This is a genomic window from Streptomyces sp. YGL11-2 (genome assembly GCF_050054615.1).
Lineage (GTDB): Bacteria > Actinomycetota > Actinomycetes > Streptomycetales > Streptomycetaceae > Streptomyces.
The window spans coordinates 1-17,592 of sequence record NZ_JBNHIN010000053.1 but is presented as its reverse complement, the minus strand read 5'-3'; the positions used below and the strand labels follow the sequence as shown (position 1 = coordinate 17,592).

The following is a 17,592-nucleotide window of genomic DNA, read 5'->3' as shown; positions in this document are numbered from 1 at the left end:
GCGGCCTTGGCACGTCTCCGGGCGTAGTCCGGCGGACAGGCCGGACAGCGGCGGAATCACCGGACACGGCCGGGGACGCTGAGGCGCGACTGGGCCTTCGGCGGTTCGGCTCTTGGGCACCGCGATCGTCGAGTTCGGCCACGGGCGGTGCGCTCAGCGGGTTGCCGGTGGCAGGGGTGCTGGTCGGTTTCGTCTGACGACCGGCGGCGGCGACATCCCGGAGCGGTGCGCGTCATGGGTCAGGGGGTCAGGACGACCTTGCCGGTGACGGTGCCGGACTCCGCCAGGCGCAGTGCCTCGGCGGCCCTGGTGAGCGGCAGTTCGGCGGCGATGCGGGCGGTGACGTCGCCGCGGCGGACGGCGGCGAAGACCTCGGTGAGGTCGGCTCGCAGCCGGGCGCGGAAGCGGTCCTTGCTCAGGGACCGGCCGGCCCAGATGTTGTAGAAGTAGGCGCGGCGGCCGTTGGGCAGGGTGTTCCACAGCGAGACGCGGGCGAGGATCTTCAGCACGGGCCACTGCTTGGAGCCGGTGTCGTCGCGGGTGGAGGCGCTGCCGTAGGAGACGAGGGTGCCGCCGGGGGCGAGCAGGTGCCAGGAGTCGGTGACACTTCGGCCGCCGACGTGGTCGAAGACGGCGTCGATCCCACTGGGCGCCAGCTCCCGGACCTGGCCGGGCACGTCGCCGGCGCGGTAGTCGACCGGGATGACGCCCAACTCCCGCAGGGCGTCGTGGTGCCGGGCGGAGGCCGTGCCGATCACCTTCACACCCGCCGCGCGGGCGAGTTGGACCAGGACCGAGCCCACGCCGCCGCTGGCCCCGTGCACCAGGACCGTCTGTCCGGCGCGCACCCGGGCCTTGCGGTACATCATCTGCCAGGCGGTGATGCCATTGACCACTACGGTCTCGGCCTCCGCCGCGGTGAGGCCGTCCGGGACCTGGACCGCGTCCTTGGCGTCGAGCACCACATGGCTGGCCCACCCACCGACCTTCACCAGCGCGGCCACCCGCCGACCGGCCAGGCCCGGATCGACGCCCTCGCCCGTCGCCAGCACCCGACCCACCAGGTCGTAGCCGGGCACGAACGGGAACGGTGGCTGGTCGTAGTACCGCCCGCGACGCATCTGCTGCTCGGCGAACGACACGCCGGTCGCCTCCATGGCGATCACGATCTGTCCCGGCCCGGCATCCGGCACGACTGCTTGGCGGATCTCCAGACCTTCCGGGGCCACGATGCCCGGCAGAACGACCTGGACGAGGTGTTCGCTGCCCATGACCGCCCCCTTTTCTTGCTAGAAGAATTTGCGTTCGTTAGAAGTTATAACTGCACCGAGAGTGAGAGTCAAGAACGATGGTGATAATCTCTAACTCAGTGATGCTGGAGCTTCGGGAGAACGGGAGACAGGGCGTGATCGAGCCGGACACGAGTACTCCGAGGGAGCGGTACCGCGCCCAGGTGCGGGAGGAAATCAAGCAGCACGCCTGGGCGCAGATCGCCGCCGCCGGGGCTTCCGCCCTGTCCCTCAACGCCATCGCCAAGCAGATGGGCGTGAGCGGACCGGCCCTGTACCGGTACTTCGCCAACCGCGACGAGCTGATCACCGAACTCGTCAAAGACGCCTACCGCAGCCTGGCCAACACCTTCCGCACCCGCGCCGAGGCCGGCGCCGACCTCATCGCCCTGGCGCACGCCCTGCGCCAGTGGGCTCTGGACGACCCCCAGCGCTACTTCCTCGTCTACGGCACTCCCGTGCCCGGATACCAAGCGCCCGAAGACACCAGGCGAATCGCCTCCGAGATCATGGCCGTCCTCCTCGACGCCTGCACCGCCGCGCAACCGCCCCACACGCCGCCGTCCCCGCTCGACCCGCACCTGGCCGAGGACCGGGCCTGGGCCGGAGAGCACCCGGCCCCCCCGGCAGCGCTCCGCCGCGCCCTCACCTTCTGGACCCGCCTTCACGGCGAGCTCTCCCTCGAACTCGCCGGCCACTTCACCGGCATGGGGTTCGACCCAGCCCAGCTCTACGCTGCCGAAACGCAAGCCCTCGCGGGCAGTTGACCGTCGTCGCCGTGCATGTGGCCGTGGCCACGCGCCACGGCTGGGACGGTGACGAGTTCTCCTTCGCGGTCGGCGGCCGCCACCTCGCGTGGGGCCGTGTCGACCAGCCGCCGCTCCAGCGTTCGTCGGCGGCTCGTTGCTGTCCGGCCCCACGATCGTGGACCGACTGGCCTGACATCGATGCCATCGGCCCCGCCAAACGGATCATCCTGGTCACCTGCCACGTCCCGCGTTCGTGGCAGGACTCGGTGAACCGGGCCGTCAGCACGGTGGCGGCGCGCAACCTCAATGTCGCCATCGCCGACTGGAACAAGGCCGTCACCGGCCACGAAACCCTGCTGCGCGACGACGGCGTCCACCCCGGCCCCGAAGGCGGCCGGCTCTACGCCGACACCATCGCGACCGCCCTGTCGACCCTTCCGGCCGCCGGGCAATAGGTCTGTCCGGCGATCAGGTGCGGAGCCAGATGATCGCCCGCACAAGTCCTCGTGCTCGGGATGTGCACCGCGCTGGTCCGGGGGTGGTACTCGCGCAGGTCACACCCGCATCTGGCAGAAGGGCCATTGTCTCCCGGCGTGCAGGTCGACTCGTCCGCCGTGACGACTCCGCCCCCGGCGAACGCCTGGGCGGGACCCTTCTCCGCCCCGCTGGGCATCCCTCTCGCATCGCTCGCGTTCGGGGTGTCCGCGTTCGAGGTGCCTGCGTTCCGCTTCGAGGCGGACGCCGTGCGGCTCATCGTCGCCGCCGAAGGCACCGGGCGGCCGCGCCAAGACACTGGCCCGATGGCAGCGGCGCCTCCTCCAGGACGAGGTGCAACACTGCGGCGGCAGCCCCCGGTGACCGGGTTCGGTACGTCAGCGCTTCGGCGGCGGCTTGATCAGGTAGATCCGGCGGGCCAGGTCCAGATCGGTCAGCATCACGTTGGTGCCGTTCCAGGTGTACGAGCGCTGCTGCTGCCACACGGAGCCGTTGTTGCCGCTCGGGTCGGCCCGGTGCGCGTCCACGACGACCCCGGACCGCTGGCCCCAGTTCTGGATCTCATCCGCGTGGCGGTTCACGGTCCAGTCCTGCCCGCCCCGGATGTGCTGGGCGATCAGCCCGGGGATCACCTGGAACCGCGCCCCTTCGGCCAGGGCCACGGCCAGCCTCTCGACACCGTCCCGCAGATGGTGGTTGCTCGTGCCGGGGTCGTTGTCGAACAGCTGGCGTACGGCGTCCCTCAGGTGGCCCCGGCCGACTTGGATGGTGGGGAGGTCGCGATAGGTGACGGGAAAGGGGAAGCGCGACCTCTGGGCTTGTGGGTACACATCCCCCGAGACCATGTCGTTGCCGTCCTCGGTGAACGTGTAGACGATCCCGCGGTTCCCGTGCTGCACGTAGAAACCCAGCAGATAGTTGTCGGACCGGCGGAAGAGTCCTCGGACCGCGCCGCCCCCGACGTCGCCGCGCTCGGCGAGCCGTCCGATGTTGATCGACTGGAAGGCTGCGGGGTCGGGGTTCCGGATCAGATGGCCGGACCCGGGCCGCCTGGCGGCCTCGTCCCCGAGCATCGCGCTGCGGACGTTCCCGACCATGTGCGTGTAGAGGTTGGCGTACTCCTCGTCGCTTCCCACCGCCCTCGGCTGCGGCTGGGCCTGCGCCTGCGACCGGGCATGTGGCCGGGCCACCGGGCCGTTCTGGGCGACGGCGCTTCCCGCACCGAGCGTACCCGCCAGCACGGAGACCACGGCCGTCGCACTGATCAATCGCCGCCGCAGCGACCCGTGTTCAGTTCCTCGCGTCATCGCTTCTCTGCCTCCCATGTCAGGCCCAGAAGTCGAACTCGGCCTGCAGGTGGCCCTTGGTGACCCGGCCTCCGTCGCTCCAGTAGCGGGCCTTGTACTCCTCGCCCTTGTTCATCCACATGCCGATCATGGTCGAGCCGTACGAGCCGCAGTGGGCGTTGCCGCAGGCCCAGTCCCACGTGATGCGATTGCCCTTGCTGTCCAGGATCTCGATCCAGTCCCAGCCGTCGTACGGATCCCGCCCCGAGGGCGTCATCCACGTCACGTTGATGCCGGTGAGGTGTGACTGGTACCACCAGCCGCGGTATTGCGCCGGCGACACCTCGCTGATCAGGTAGTTGGTGTTGATCGCGGGGTCCCCGGGGCTCTGGTGCGTCGGCGGCTGCCAGTGCTCACGCGCCGAGTCGGTCGCCGGAGCCGCCTGCACAGCAGCGGCCGTCGTCGACTTCTGCGAACCCTGCGACGCCGCGGAAGCCGTTCCCAGCGCCAGCACGGACACACTCGCGAGCACCCCGGCCATGACCGCGGCCCGCCGCCGAGGCGTGTTCACCCCGGCGCATAGGGAAGAAACCTTTCCCTTGCCTCGTGTACGGAACACCATGCCCACCCCACCTTGTCGTTGATCGGTGATCGATACACCGGAGACGCTAGGGAGCGGCGTTCAACGTTTCGTTGACGCCCGCTCAACGCGAGAGCCTTGAAGCATGTATGCGGGGCATGGCGATGACGTCGCAGACCTCCGCCGCAATGTCCTCCCAGGTGTCCGGTGGGGCGGCCGCGGCCCCACCGAACGAGCGGCGGCGCACCAACGGGAACGGGCCTTCCCGCAGCCGAGGAAGGGGCCTTGGTGGCCGCCGTTGCGGAGGGCCTCGTCGCGTTCCGGCCGGTCACCCCCGAATCTCTGGCATTTCCCCCAGTCTTTCGTGATCAGGATGATGGCGCGCGGCGGCTCGGGCTGAGGGACACGGCTCGCGGTTCCCACTGGGACGGCCCCGCGGAACAGCCCTGCGGGGAAGGCTCCTTTCTGCGAAGGTCGGGTACTACCAGCGTGTTCGAGAACCAGCATCTGTCACGGCGGCGTCTGCTCGGAATGGCCGCCCTCAGCGGCGCCGCCGTCGCCGGAATGACCACGATTTCCGCCGCCCCGCGTGCGGCCGCCGACGAGCGCGGTCCGCGGGCCGACAGTGGCTCGTTCGTACCGGCCGTGGTGATCGGTACGGGTTACGGCGCCGCGGTGTCCGCGCTGCGGCTCGGCGAGGCCGGCGTTCCCACGCTCATGCTTGAGATGGGCCAGCTGTGGAACAAGCCCGCCGACGACGGCAACATCTTCTGCGGCATGCTCAAGCCCGACCGTCGCTCCAGCTGGTTCAAGCACCGCACCGAGGCTCCGCTGGGGTCGTTCCTGTGGCTGGACGTGATCAACCGGGACATCGACTCGTACGCGGGCGTGCTGGACAAGGTGCACTTCGACCAGATGTCGGTGTACGTGGGGCGCGGGGTGGGCGGCGGCTCGCTGGTCAACGGCGGCATGGCCGTGGTGCCGAAGCGCTCGTACTTCGAGGAGGTCCTACCGCGGGTGGACGTCGCCGAGATGTACGACCGGTACTTCCCGCGCGCCAACGCCATGCTCAAGGTGAACCACATCGACAAGGGATGGTTCGAGGAGACGGAGTGGTACAAGTTCGCGCGGGTCTCGCGCGAACAGGCGGTCAAGGCGGGCCTGGGCACCACCTTCGTCCCCAACGTCTACGACTTCGACCACATGCGGCGCGAGGCGGCCGGTGAGGCGCCCAAGTCGGCGCTGGCGGGCGAGGTCATCTACGGCAACAACCACGGCAAGCAGAGCCTGGACAAAACCTACTTGGCCGCTGCGCTCGGCACCGGCAAGGTCACCATCGAGACCCTGCACCAGGTCAAGGCGATCCGTCAGCAGCCGGACGGCAGCTACGTGCTGTCCGTGGACCAGATCGACGCCGACGGCAAGACCGTCGCCCACAAGGAGATCGCCTGCCGCCACCTGTTCCTCGGCGCCGGCAGCCTCGGCTCCACCGAGCTGCTGGTGCGCGCCCGGGACACCGGCACACTGCCCGACCTCAACGCCGAGGTCGGCGCGGGCTGGGGTCCCAACGGCAATATCATGACCGGCCGGGCCAACCATGTCTGGAACCCCACCGGGGCCCACCAGTCGTCGATCCCCGCGCTGGGCATCGACGACTGGGACAACCCCGCCGCCCCGGTCTTCGCCGAGATCGCGCCGATGCCGGCCGGCATCGAGACCTGGGTCAGCCTCTACCTGGCGATCACCAAGAACCCCGAGCGCGGCACCTTCGTCTACGACAAGGCCAGCGACCGGGCCGTGCTGCGCTGGACCCGGGACCAGAACACGCCCGCCGTCCACGCCGCGAAGTCGCTCTTCGACCGGATCAACACGGCCAACGCGACGATGTACCGCTACGACCTGTTCGGGCCGCAGCTGAAGAACTTCGCCGATGACTTCTGCTACCACCCGCTCGGCGGCTGCGTCCTGGGCAAGGCCACCGACCTCTACGGCCGGGTCGCGGGCTACCGCAACCTCTACGTCACGGACGGCGCGCTCGTACCGGGGTCCATCGGGGTCAACCCCTTCGTGACGATCACGGCGCTGGCCGAGCGGAACATCGAGCAGATCATCGCGAAGGACGTCAAGACCGCGCGCTAGTACGCACGTTACGGTCGGCCCCTGCCGCCGCCGCGAAGCGGGGCGGTGAGCGCAGTGAGCCGATGTGCCACTCACACGGCGGGAGTTGGCGGCCGGCCCGGCGGCGTGTGCGGCGGACGTTCCGGCTCTCCCCTCGTGCGGAGGGCCGGTTCGTTGCTGCCGCGAAAGCCCTCGCTCGGGTTCTAAGGATTTTCCGGTGGGTGGCGTGAGATCAAAGAGGGGTGCGGCCGGTCGATCCGCACGGGGGGCTCGCCGAACCCCGTCTGTCCTCGCGAAAGGGATTCCATGGGCTCCGTCCGACGGCCGGTCCTCTTCGGCGGCCCGCTGGAGAGCGGGCCGGCCGCTCCCCCGCCGACGGCGTTCCGGCCCTCCGTCCTGGGCGAGCCAGGAGTCACCGCCCCCTTCCGTCCGCGCGAGCGCGGAGCGGTTCGGTGCCCCGCGGCGTGCGGCGGGTGGCGGTGGGACCGCGGTCGAGCCGATCCACGCACATCCGACCCCGGCTCCGGCATGAGGCCACACGAGCACCACGTACGAACCAGGACCACGAGGAAGACAAGGGAGAGCAGCGGATGTCGTTCAAGTACCCCGTGTCCAGGCCCGCTCTGGACGGCAGGGAGCTGGAGTATCTGACCGGTGCCGTCGAGGACGGCTGGATTTCGTCCCAGGGCCCGATGGTCGGGCGGTTCGAGCGCGCCTTCGCGGACTACAACGGGGTCGCGCACGGCGTGTCCTGTTCGTCCGGGACGGCGGCGCTCACGCTGGCGCTGCGGGCGCTGGGCATCGGTCCGGGTGACGAGGTGATCGTTCCGGAGTTCACGATGGTCGCCTCGGCGTGGGCGGTCACCTACACCGGCGCAACCCCCGTCTTCGTCGACTGCGCGGACGACCTCAACATCGACACCGCCCTCATCGAGGAGAAGATCACCGCACGGACGAAGGCCATCATGCCCGTCCACATCTACGGCCGCCGCTGCGACATGGACGCCATCATGGACATCGCGTACCAGTACAACCTGCGGGTCGTGGAGGACAGCGCCGAGGCCCACGGCGTCCGTCCGGTCGGGGACATCGCCTGCTACTCACTGTTCGCCAACAAGATCATCACGGCGGGAGAGGGCGGCATCTGCCTCACCGACGACCCCAGGCTGGCAGGGCAGTTGGCGCATCTGCGGGCCATGGCCTTCACCAAGGACCACAGTTTCCTGCACAAGAAGGTCGCCTACAACTTCCGCATGACGGCCATGCAGGCCGCCGTCGCCCTCGCCCAGGTCGAGCGGCTGGAGGAGATCCTCCAAACGCGGCGGGAGATCGAGCGGCGCTATGACGAGGGGCTCGCCGGAGTTCCCGGCATCACGCTGATGCCGCCCAGGGACGTGCTGTGGATGTACGACCTGCGGGCCGAACGCCGGGAGGAACTGCGGGAGTTCCTGGCGGACGAGTCGATCGAGACCCGGCTGTTCTTCAAGCCGATGAGCCGACAGCCCATGTACTTCCACCCCGACTGGCCCTCGCTCAAGGCGAACACGTTCGCCGAGGACGGCCTCTACCTTCCCACGCACACCGGACTGACCGCCGCCGACCAGGACTTCGTGATCGACCGGGTCCGCGCGTTCTACGGCGCCGGCTGACCGGTCCGTTCGAGAGGGGATTCCGACCCATGACGCCCACAGACCCGGCCACGCCGCAGACCTGCCCGGTCTCGGCGGGCACAGCCCCGGCCACGGACACGACGGATCCGCTGGTCGTCGACCTGCCGCTGCGCCGGCCCGGCGTGCCGTTCCCGCCGCCCCACTATGCCGACTACCGCAACCACGAGGGACTGGTCCTCTCGCACCTGCCCGACGGCAGGCGGGTGTGGCTGGTCACCCGGCACGAGGACGTACGCACCGTACTGACCAGCCCCGAGATCAGCTCCAATCCCGCGCACGAGGGCTTCCCCAACATCGGGGCGACCGGTGGAGTGCCCACACAGGACCAGATCCCGGGCTGGTTCGTGGGGATGGACTCCCCCGAGCACGACCGGTTCCGCAAGGCCCTCATCCCGGAGTTCACCGTGCGGCGGGTGCGCGCGATGCGGCCCGCGATCGAGCGCACGGTGGACGCGCAACTGGACGCCATGCTGGCCGCGGGCGACACCGCCGACCTCGTCGCCGACTTCGCACTGCCCATCCCCTCCCTGGTGATCTCCTCGCTGCTCGGAGTGCCGCCCGCCGACCGCGAGTTCTTCGAGTCCCGAACCCGCGTCCTGGTCTCCCTCCGCACCGCGACCGACGACGACCGGATGGCCGCCACCAAGGACCTCCTGCGCTACATCGGCCGACTGGTGGAGATCAAGCAGAAGTGGGGCGGCGACGACCTCATCACCCGGCTGCTGGCTACCGGCTCGATCGCCCCCCACGAGCTGTCCGGCGTGCTGATGCTGCTGCTCATCGCCGGCCACGAGACCACCGCCAACAACATCGCGCTCGGCGTGGTCACGCTCCTGACGAACCCGCAGTGGATCGGTGACGAGCGGGCCGTGGAGGAGACGCTGCGCTTCCACTCCGTCGCCGACATCGTGTCCCTGCGGGTGGCCGTGGAGGACGTGGAGATCGCCGGGCAGCTCATCAAGGCGGGCGAGGGCATCATTCCCCTGGTCGCCGCGGCCAACCACGACGAGAACGTCTTCGCCTGCCCCCACGCGTTCGACCCGTCGCGGTCCGCCCGCTCCCACGTGGCGTTCGGCTACGGCGTGCACCAGTGCCTGGGGCAGAACCTGGTGCGGGTCGAGATGGAGGTCGCCTACCGGAAGCTCTTCGAGCGCATCCCGAACCTCCAACTCGACGTGCCCCTCGACAGGTTGGGCATCAAGTACGACGGCGTGCTCTACGGGCTGCACCAGCTGCCCGTCCGCTGGTAACCGCCCCGGCCCCGTCCGCCCGGCGGCGCCGGGCCACCGGGCGCCGGGCGGCCCACCTTCACCCCAGGAGAGACATCGACATGCGTATCACCGTTGACCCCGAGCGCTGTGTGGGGGCGGGCCAGTGCGTGCTGAACGCGCCCCGCCTCTTCGACCAGGACGAGGACGGGCTCGTCACCCTCCTCGCCGAGCCCGGCGCCGACCAGGAGTCCGCGGGCCGACTGGCGGCCGCCCTGTGCCCGTCCCAGGCGATCACGGTGCACGAGGGCTGAAGCCCGAGGCGGGCGGAAGCCCGTCCTGCGAACCCCGGCGTGTCCCCCACGCCCGACGAGAGTCCTTGAGATCCGGGAGCGATGGTGCCCGTCCACACAGATGACTACGCGATCCAGCCGCCCACCGACGCGGCGGATGTACCGGGCGGCGGCACGCTGCCCGAGGTGTTCCGGACCGCCGTGGGATCCGTCCCCGACGCGGTGGCCGTCGTCGACGGGGACCGCTCGTGGACGTGGGCGCAGTGGCGGGCGGACGTCGACGCGCTGGCCCGCGGGCTGCAGGAGTCGGGCGTCGCGCCCGGCGACGTGGTGGCGGTGCGGCTGCCGAACTGCTGGGAGCTGCAGACCCTGCACCTTGCCGTCGCGGCCGTCGGAGCGGTGTTGCTGCCCCTCCATGAGGGCACCACGGTCCCGGAGGTCCGCGCGCTGCTGACCCGGGCGGAACCCGTCCTCCTCGTCCTGTCGGCCTCCGGGAGCCAGGACCTGGCGACGGCCGGTTCGCTTCTGAAGGGCGTACCGTCGCTGCGCGGCGTGCTGCTGACCGGGGCGGCCGAGGCACCGGCCGGGGATCCGGGGGTCGGATCGCTGACCGGTCTGCTGGCGGCCTGGGCGGGGAGCGGGCCCCGGCCGGTGGACGTCACCCCCGACCTGCCACTCGTCCTGATCCCCTCGTCCGGGACGACCTCGGCGCGGCCCAAGCTGTGCGTGCACAGCCACGACGGTCTGCTGTCCAACACCGCGGCCGTCACCGCCGAGGCCGCCGACGCCTTCACCGGCACGGTCCTCACGGCCTGCCCGATGACCCATCTGTTCGGCCTCCAGGCCATGCACGCGGCGCTGTTCGCCGCCTGCCGACAGGTCCTGCTCACCCGCTGGGACGTGGACCGCTTCCTGGCACTGGCGCGGGCGCACGACCCCCGTGTCGTCGTCGCCGTGCCCACCCAACTCCAGGACGTCGTCGCGCGGTTGGAGAGGACTGGCGAGCCGGCGGGGTTCGCGCCGGGCCAGGTGCGTACCGCGGGGGCCGCCGTCGCGCCCCCGCTCGCCGCACGGGTGCGCACCGCCCTCGACTGCGAACTGGTCGTGGTGTGGGGGATGTCGGAGGTCGGCACCGGCACCCGCACCCGGGCCCACGATCCCGACGGCAGCGTGGGAGGGCCGGTCCGCGGCGTGGAACTGCGGGTCGTCGACGAGTGCGGCGAGATGCGCGCGCCGGGCGATGCCGGGGAACTCCAGTACCGGGGACCGGGGTTGTTCCGCGGCTACTTCCGCGAGCCGGAGCTGACGCGCTCGGCCCTCACCGAGGACGGCTGGCTGCGGACCGGCGACCTCGCGGCCATCGGCACGGACGGCGTGGTCGTGCTGCACGGCCGCGCGGCCGAGTTGATCAATACGGGGGGCCGGAAGTTCCCCGCCACCGAGGTCGAGGGGCTGCTCGCCGGCCTCGCGGGCCTGGGCCCGCTGGCCGTGGTCGGCGCACCGGACGACCGGCTCGGGGAGTACCCGTGCCTGGTCGTGAGCGACCGCACGGACCGCACCATCGGCCTGAGCGAAGTGACCGCGTTCCTGCGCCGGCAGGGGCTCGCCGACCACAAGATCCCCCTCGAACTGGTCACCGTGCGCGAGCTCCCCCTCTCCCCCGCCGGGAAGCTGGACCGCAGGGCGCTCCAGCGGCGGCTCGCCGGCCTTTCGGCGGTGCCCGTTCCCGCCCGGCTCGGCGCGGTCCCGCCGAACATCGTCGAGGAGGCGCTGGAACTGGTCCGCGACTGCGTCGGCCGGGTGCTCGGGCAGGCCGGCACGGCCGTCCCGTTCTCCCCCGACGCGGACTTCCGCCAGCTCGGCCTGGACTCCATCCGCACGGTGCGGCTGCGGAATCTTCTGCGGGAGGAGACCGGGTTGCCGCTCCCGGTCACCCTGGCCTTCGACTTCCCCACCCCGCGGGCCGTCGCGCGCGTATTGGTGGAGCAGGAGGAGCCGACCCACGAGGCGGCGCGGCAGGTCCCGGCAGACGGCGCCGACCCGGTGGCGATCGTCGGCATGGCCTGCCGGCTGCCGGGCGGGGCCGACTCCCCCGAGGCCCTGTGGGACCTGCTCGCCGGCGGGACCGACGCGATGTCCCCGTTCCCGGACGACCGCGGCTGGGACCTGGCGGGGCTCTTCGACGAGGACCCCGACCGCCCGGGCACCTCCTACGCGCGCGAGGGCGGCTTCCTGCACGACGCGGGCGGCTTCGACGCGGGCTTCTTCGGCCTGTCCGACCAGGAGGCGACGGCGACCGATCCGCAGCAGCGGCTGCTTCTGGAGGCGGCCTGGGAGACCTTCGAGCGGGCGGGCATCGACCCCGGGTCGCTGAAGGGAACCCGTACCGGCGTGTTCACGGGCGCGATGGACCGCGGCTACGGCGCGAGCGCGTCCGCCGCGCCCAGCGCGTGGGAGAGCATGCTCATCACCGGGACCGCCGGCAGCGCGATCTCGGGGCGCATCGCCTACACCTACGGGCTCGAAGGGCCCGCGCTGACGGTCGACACCGCCTCCTCGTCCTCCCTCGTCGCCCTGCACCTGGCCTGCCGGTCCCTGCGGTCGGGCGAGACCGACCTGGCGCTGGCCGGCGGCGTCACCGTCATGGCGAACCCGGCGCCGTTCGCGCACTTCTCCCGGCTGCGCGCGCTCTCCCCCGACTCCCGCTCCATGGCGTACGCGGACGCCGCGAACGGCTCCGCGTGGTCGGAGGGCGCGGGACTGCTGCTGCTGGAGCGGCTGAGCGACGCCCGGCGCAACGGCCACCGCGTCCTGGCCCTGGTACGGGGTTCCGCCACGAATCAGGACGGCGCCTCCAACGGGCTCACCGCGCCGAGCGGGCCCGCACAGCAGCGCGTCATCCGCCAGGCCCTGGCCGACGCCGGGCTGGCGCCGCAGGACGTGGACGCCGTGGAAGGGCACGGCACCGGCACTCCGCTGGGCGACCCCGTCGAGGTCCAGGCCCTGCTGGCCACGTACGGCCAAGGACGTTCCGGGGAACGGCCGTTGTGGCTGGGGTCGGTGAAGTCGAACATCGGGCACACGCAGGCCGCCGCCGGGGTCGTCGGGGTCATCAAGGCGGTGCTGGCGCTGCACCGCGGCGTCCTGCCCAGGACGCTGCACGTGGACGCCCCCTCGACCAAGGTGGACTGGTCCGCCGGTGCGGTGCGGCTGCTGACCGAGGCGCGGCCCTGGCCGCGGGAGGGCGGACGCACCCGCCGGGCGGGGGTGTCCTCGTTCGGGCTCACCGGCACCAACGCGCACGTGATCCTGGAGGAGGCGCCGGGCGAGCAGGCGGAAGCGGTACCGGAGGAAGCGCGGTCCGCGCCCTCCCCGACCGGGGCCCCGGAGCCGGCCGGTGGCACGCCCACGCCGTGGGTGCTGTCCGCCCGCAGCCGGACCGCTCTGCGCGCGCAGGCGCGGCGCCTGGCCGAGCATGTGGCCGCCGACCCCGCTCTACGCGCCCAGGACGTCGCCCACGCCCTGGCCACCACCCGTTCCCTGCACCAGCACCGGGCCGTCGTCAGCGGCTCCGACCGAGCCCAACTGCTGTCCATTACCGCTCAGTTCGGGCGCGGCGAGCGGGCCGCGGGCGTCGTCCTGCACGATTCCGCACCGGGCGGGCTGGCCTTCGTCTTCTCCGGGCAGGGCAGCCAGCGCAACGGCATGGGGCGCGAGGCGGCCGAGGCGTTCCCCGTCTTCGGGCAGGCGCTGCACGAGGTGTGCGCCACGCTGGATCCGCTGTTGGCGCGGCCGCTGACCTCGGTGATGTGGGCGGCTCCCGGTTCCGAGGAGGCGGCCCTCCTCGACGACACCACCTACACGCAGCCCGCGCTGTTCGCCGTCCAGGTCGCCCTGTACCGGCTGTTCGCGTCCTGGGGCGTGGTCCCCGACCACCTGGTGGGGCACTCGGTCGGCGAGATCTCCGCCGCCCATGTGTCGGGCGTGCTGGGCCTCCAGGACGCGTGCACCCTGGTGGCGGCCCGGAGCCGGCTGATGGGCGCGCTGCCGCCCGGCGGCGCGATGGTGGCGGTGCGCATCGCGGAGGCCGACGTGGCCCCGTGGCTGGCGGAGTTGACGGACTCCGTGGCGATCGCGGCGGTCAACGGCCCGCACTCCCTCGTGCTCTCGGGCGCCGAGGCCCCGCTCACCGCACTCGCGGACCGGCTCGCCGCCGCCGGCCACAAGACCCGCAGACTCATGGTGAGCACCGCGCCCCACTCACCGCTGATGGCCCCCATGCTGGAGGAGTTCGGCGAGGTCGTCCGCACGCTGTCCTTCGCCGCGCCCTCCGTTCCCCTCGTCTCCACCGTCACCGGCCGCCCGCTGACCGGCGAGGAGGCGCGCGACCCGAACCACTGGGTGCGGCACGTGCGGCAGTCCGTGCGGTTCAAGGACGCGATCGACCGGCTCCGGGACGAGCGCGTCGCCGGGTTCGTGGAGCTGGGGGCCGAGCCGGCGCTCACACCGATGATCGACGAGTGTCTGGAGTCGGCCGACCCGCGGCCCGGGACCGCCGTGGTACCGAGCCTGCGCAGCGGAGTGTCGGAGCAGCACGCCCTGCTCACCGCCGTCGCCCGGATGCACGCCCACGGCGTTCCCGTCGACTGGGACGCGGTGCTCCCCGGGGCCCGGCCGGTTGCCCTGCCGACGTACGCGTTCCAACGGCGGCGGTTCTGGCTGGCGCCGGTTCCCGTGGGCTCGGCGGGTGGGACCGCCGTCGCGGGCGCCCCGGGCGTCGCGGGCGCTGCGGACGCCGCCGACGGTACGGCGGCCGGCGCGGAGCCGCCGGCGCTTCAGGCCCGTCTGTCCGGTCTCGACGACACCGCGCAGGACGCGCTCGTACTGGCCCTGGTCCTCGCCGAGACCTCGGCCGCGCTCGGCGGCCAGGAGCCGCCCGACGAGGACGGCAGCCGCACGTTCAAGGAACTGGGCATCAACTCGTTGAACGCGGTGGAACTGCGCAACCGCCTGATCGCGGCCACGGATCTGCGGCTGCCCGCCACGCTCGTCTACGACTACCCCACGCCGAACGCCGTCACCCGTCTCGTCCGCGAACGCCTCGCGCCACCGGCCGCCCCCGCCCGCGATGTGGCCGCCGCCGTGGCCGAGTTGGAGTCCCTGCTCGCGGCCGGTGCGGAGTTCTCGGCGGAGACGGTGGCGCGGTTGCGGGCGGTGACGGCCAGCGGCGGCGGTACGGGCGCCGACACGGGCGGCACTCCCCATACGGCGCTGGACCTGGCATCGGTCAGCGACGAGGAACTGTTCCGGCTGATGGACTCGGAGAGTTGACGGGTGGTGGGTGCGGGGGGCCTCCGGGGCTCCCCGGCACCCACCACCCACCTCGCCAACACTAGATAATTCCATGCCGTTTCGGCCCGTATGGTCCCGGCATGAACTCCCATTCCCCGGCGGCGGCGCTGACCGCCCGCCGCATCGCCGTATCGTTCGTGGCGGCCATATCGGCAGTGGGGGTCACCGCGCCCCTGGCCTCGGCCGATCCTCTCGGCACGCACTCGGGAGAGAGCCGGCACGCGCCGCGGGCACCGCTCCCCGCGCACCGGATCCCGTTCACCGACGCCAGGGTGACCCAGCAGGAGGACGGCTCGTTCCTGGTGTCCTGGAAGGCGCCCGGCGTCGGTTCGGTGACCGTCCACGCCGACGACCGGGCCGTGGCGCACGGCGGCGCCGAGGACGACGTCACCGTCCGCGGACTTCCCGCCACCGACCGCCGGTGGTTCCGCCTCGTCCCGGACCAGGGCGCCCCGCTCACCCTCACCGACCGCTCACTCCGCCTGGAGGGTGCCGCCAACTTCCGCGACGCGGGCGGGTACCGCACCGTCGACGGCCGTTGGGTGCGGATGGGCGTGCTGTACCGCGCCGACGACCTGCACGCCCTCACCGACGCCGACCTCGCCAAGCTCCAGCGGCTGGGCATCCGGACGGACTTCGACCTGCGCACGCCCGGCGAGCGCGCCACGGCCCCCGACCGCGTACCCGCGGGCGCGCGCTATGTCGCGGCCGATGCCTTCGGCGGGCACGGCACGGGCCGGCTGCCCGCCGCGGCCCGGACGGTCGAGCGGATGATGATCCGTTCCCACCGGGGGCTCGTCGCCGATCCCCCGGCGCTCGACGCCTACCGTTCGCTGTTCCGCCACGCGAACGACCCCGGCTCCCACGCGCTGGCCTACCACTGCGACCGCGGCAAGGACCGTACGGGCTGGGCCACCGCCGCCCTGCTCACGGCCCTCGGCGTGGACCGTGACACGGTCATGCGGGACTACCTGGCCACCAACGACTACCTCGCCGCGAACAACGCCGCCGCCCTCGCCGAGCAGCCCGCCGCGGTGGCCGCCCGCCTCAAGCCGCTCCTGGACTGCAGGGCCGCCTATCTGAACGCGTGTTTCGACCAGGTCACGGCCCGCTTCGGCACCTTCGACGGCTATCTGCGGGACGGGCTGGGCCTGAACGACCAGGACCTGGAACGGCTGCGCGAGGCACTGCTCGCCGACTGATCGGCGCCGCGGGGAACAGCAGCCCCTGGGCCCGAAACCAACCTGACCTGGCGACTGCCCGCTCGCGGAACAGGTGCGGAGCCCGTTGCGATCGAGCCCGCGACGAGGCACGGCGCCATTGCACAACCCCCCAGACATTCCGGGCCCTTACCCGACACCGTCTCCGACGCATCCACCTGCGGACCAGCGCGGAGCCCCGTCCCCATCACGCCACGGACCGCGCCCCTGCCGGTACGCGAGCTGCCGGTGCCCGGCAGCCATCGCCACACAGCACTGTGCGCCGCCGGGCTTTCCGGCGGCGCACAGTTGTCGGTGCGTGCGAACCGGCCGGTACTGTCCGGGAGTTATCAGTACCAGCCGGTCCGTCGGCTCAGGACAGGCCGAGTTCGTTGTCGAGGAGGTCGAAGACCTCATCGTCGGAGGCGGACTCGAAGTCGAAGTCGCCGTCGGGCGAGGACTCCTCGTGCCCGGCTGCCCCGCCGCTGTCCCGCAGGGCGTCCCACTTCGCAGTGAGGACCTCCAGGCGGCCGGCTATCTGCTTGTGGACCTCCGCCGTGACGTCGAGTCCGCCGAAGGTCTTTTCCAGCCTCATGAGTTCGCCGAGGAGCGCCTCCGGGCCGGAAGAGGACTCGGGTGCGATCCGGGCATGGACGTGATCGACGAGTTCCGCCGGCGTCGGGTGGTCGAAGAGCAGGGTCGCCGGCAGCCGGATTCCGGTGAGGTCGCTCAGACGGTTACGGAGTTCGACCGCGGTCAGGGAGTCGAAACCCAGGTCCAGGAAGGCACGGTCCTGGTCGATTTCCGTGCCTCCGGTGTGCCCGAGGACCGCCGCGACCTGGGCCCGTACAGCATCCAGTACGACCTCGCGCCCCTCTGCCACCGATAGGCCGGCCAGGCGCCGGGCGAACGCGGCCGCGGAGTCGCCGTCCGCCGCGGCCGTGCGGCGACCCGGGGTCCGGATCAGGCCGCGCAGCAGTGGTTGGGGCTCGCCCTGGGCGCGTAGCGCCGCGAGATCCAAACGGACGGGGAGCGCCATGGGTTGGGTGGTGCCGAGCGCGGCGTCGAAGAGTGCCACGCCCTGCTCTGCGGACAGCGGCGGCATGCCCTGGCGGGCGATGCGTTGCCGGTCGGCATCGGTGAGAGTGCCGGTCATACCGATGTCCTGCGACCACGGGCCCCACGCCAACGACGTCGCCGCAAGACCCGCCGCACGACGATGACGCGCCAACCCGTCCAAAAAGGCATTGCCCGCAGCGTAGTTGGCCTGACCAGGACTACCGATCGTGCCCGCCACCGACGAGAACACCACAAACGCATCCAAATCCAGATGCCTGGTCGCCTCGTGCAGAT

Annotated in this window: 12 protein-coding genes and 1 pseudogene; 8 read left to right on the top strand and 5 right to left on the bottom strand. The window is 71.7% G+C overall.

Annotated elements, in window-relative coordinates:
* Window positions 1-239: 239 nt before the first annotated feature.
* Window positions 240-1,271 carry a medium chain dehydrogenase/reductase family protein gene (locus ACO1BR_RS36180; protein ID WP_426799352.1) on the bottom strand — a complete coding sequence of 344 codons (1,032 nt, stop codon included), beginning with the start codon at window positions 1,269-1,271 and terminating at the stop codon, window positions 240-242.
* 134 nt (window positions 1,272-1,405) lie between these two features.
* Here ACO1BR_RS36180 and ACO1BR_RS36175 point away from each other — a divergent pair, with 134 nt between their 5' ends.
* Both ACO1BR_RS36175 and ACO1BR_RS36170 read left to right on the top strand, forming a co-directional pair.
* Complete coding sequence (locus tag ACO1BR_RS36175) at window positions 1,406-2,056, top strand: WHG domain-containing protein (RefSeq protein ID WP_426799351.1); 651 nt, start codon at window positions 1,406-1,408, stop codon at window positions 2,054-2,056.
* A 23-nt stretch (window positions 2,057-2,079) separates the two neighbouring features.
* Window positions 2,080-2,493 carry a hypothetical protein gene (locus tag ACO1BR_RS36170; protein WP_426799350.1) on the top strand — a complete coding sequence of 138 codons (414 nt, stop codon included), beginning with the start codon at window positions 2,080-2,082 and terminating at the stop codon, window positions 2,491-2,493.
* A 417-nt stretch (window positions 2,494-2,910) separates the two neighbouring features.
* Here ACO1BR_RS36170 and ACO1BR_RS36165 read toward each other — a convergent pair whose 3' ends face one another.
* Together ACO1BR_RS36165 and ACO1BR_RS36160 are read right to left on the bottom strand one after the other, a co-directional pair.
* Window positions 2,911-3,840, bottom strand: coding sequence for a ribosome-inactivating family protein (locus tag ACO1BR_RS36165; protein WP_426799349.1), 930 nt, complete (start codon window positions 3,838-3,840; stop codon window positions 2,911-2,913).
* 19 nt (window positions 3,841-3,859) lie between these two features.
* Window positions 3,860-4,390 carry a hypothetical protein gene (locus ACO1BR_RS36160; RefSeq protein ID WP_426799348.1) on the bottom strand — a complete coding sequence of 177 codons (531 nt, stop codon included), beginning with the start codon at window positions 4,388-4,390 and terminating at the stop codon, window positions 3,860-3,862.
* Between the two features lie 540 nt (window positions 4,391-4,930).
* On the opposite strand from ACO1BR_RS36160, the gene ACO1BR_RS36155 reads away from it, so the two are divergent.
* The 6 genes from ACO1BR_RS36155 to ACO1BR_RS36130 all read left to right on the top strand — a co-directional run bounded on the left by ACO1BR_RS36155 (window position 4,931) and on the right by ACO1BR_RS36130 (window position 16,242).
* Window positions 4,931-6,538: a GMC oxidoreductase gene (locus tag ACO1BR_RS36155; RefSeq protein ID WP_426799375.1), complete on the top strand. Its 1,608-nt coding sequence runs from the start codon at window positions 4,931-4,933 to the stop codon at window positions 6,536-6,538.
* Window positions 6,539-7,107: 569 nt separating this feature from the next.
* Window positions 7,108-8,166, top strand: a complete 1,059-nt coding sequence (locus ACO1BR_RS36150) for a DegT/DnrJ/EryC1/StrS family aminotransferase (RefSeq protein WP_426799347.1) — start codon at window positions 7,108-7,110, stop codon at window positions 8,164-8,166.
* A gap of 29 nt (window positions 8,167-8,195) precedes the next feature.
* Complete coding sequence (locus ACO1BR_RS36145) at window positions 8,196-9,437, top strand: cytochrome P450 (protein WP_426799346.1); 1,242 nt, start codon at window positions 8,196-8,198, stop codon at window positions 9,435-9,437.
* 80 nt (window positions 9,438-9,517) lie between these two features.
* Window positions 9,518-9,709, top strand: a complete 192-nt coding sequence (locus ACO1BR_RS36140; protein ID WP_159506391.1) for a ferredoxin — start codon at window positions 9,518-9,520, stop codon at window positions 9,707-9,709.
* A gap of 81 nt (window positions 9,710-9,790) precedes the next feature.
* Window positions 9,791-15,019 (top strand): beta-ketoacyl synthase N-terminal-like domain-containing protein, encoded by a 5,229-nt coding sequence (locus tag ACO1BR_RS36135; RefSeq protein WP_426799345.1) that lies wholly within the window; start codon window positions 9,791-9,793, stop codon window positions 15,017-15,019.
* A 101-nt stretch (window positions 15,020-15,120) separates the two neighbouring features.
* Window positions 15,121-16,242 (top strand): tyrosine-protein phosphatase, encoded by a 1,122-nt coding sequence (locus tag ACO1BR_RS36130; protein ID WP_426799344.1) that lies wholly within the window; start codon window positions 15,121-15,123, stop codon window positions 16,240-16,242.
* Between the two features lie 370 nt (window positions 16,243-16,612).
* Here the strand turns inward: ACO1BR_RS36130 and ACO1BR_RS36125 are convergent, their stop codons facing one another.
* Both ACO1BR_RS36125 and ACO1BR_RS36120 read right to left on the bottom strand, forming a co-directional pair.
* Window positions 16,613-17,395, bottom strand: coding sequence for a phosphopantetheine-binding protein (locus ACO1BR_RS36125; protein WP_426799374.1), 783 nt, complete (start codon window positions 17,393-17,395; stop codon window positions 16,613-16,615).
* Between the two features lie 24 nt (window positions 17,396-17,419).
* A pseudogene (locus tag ACO1BR_RS36120) lies at window positions 17,420-17,590 on the bottom strand (ketoreductase domain-containing protein); the annotation flags it as partial.
* Window positions 17,591-17,592 lie beyond the last annotated feature (2 nt).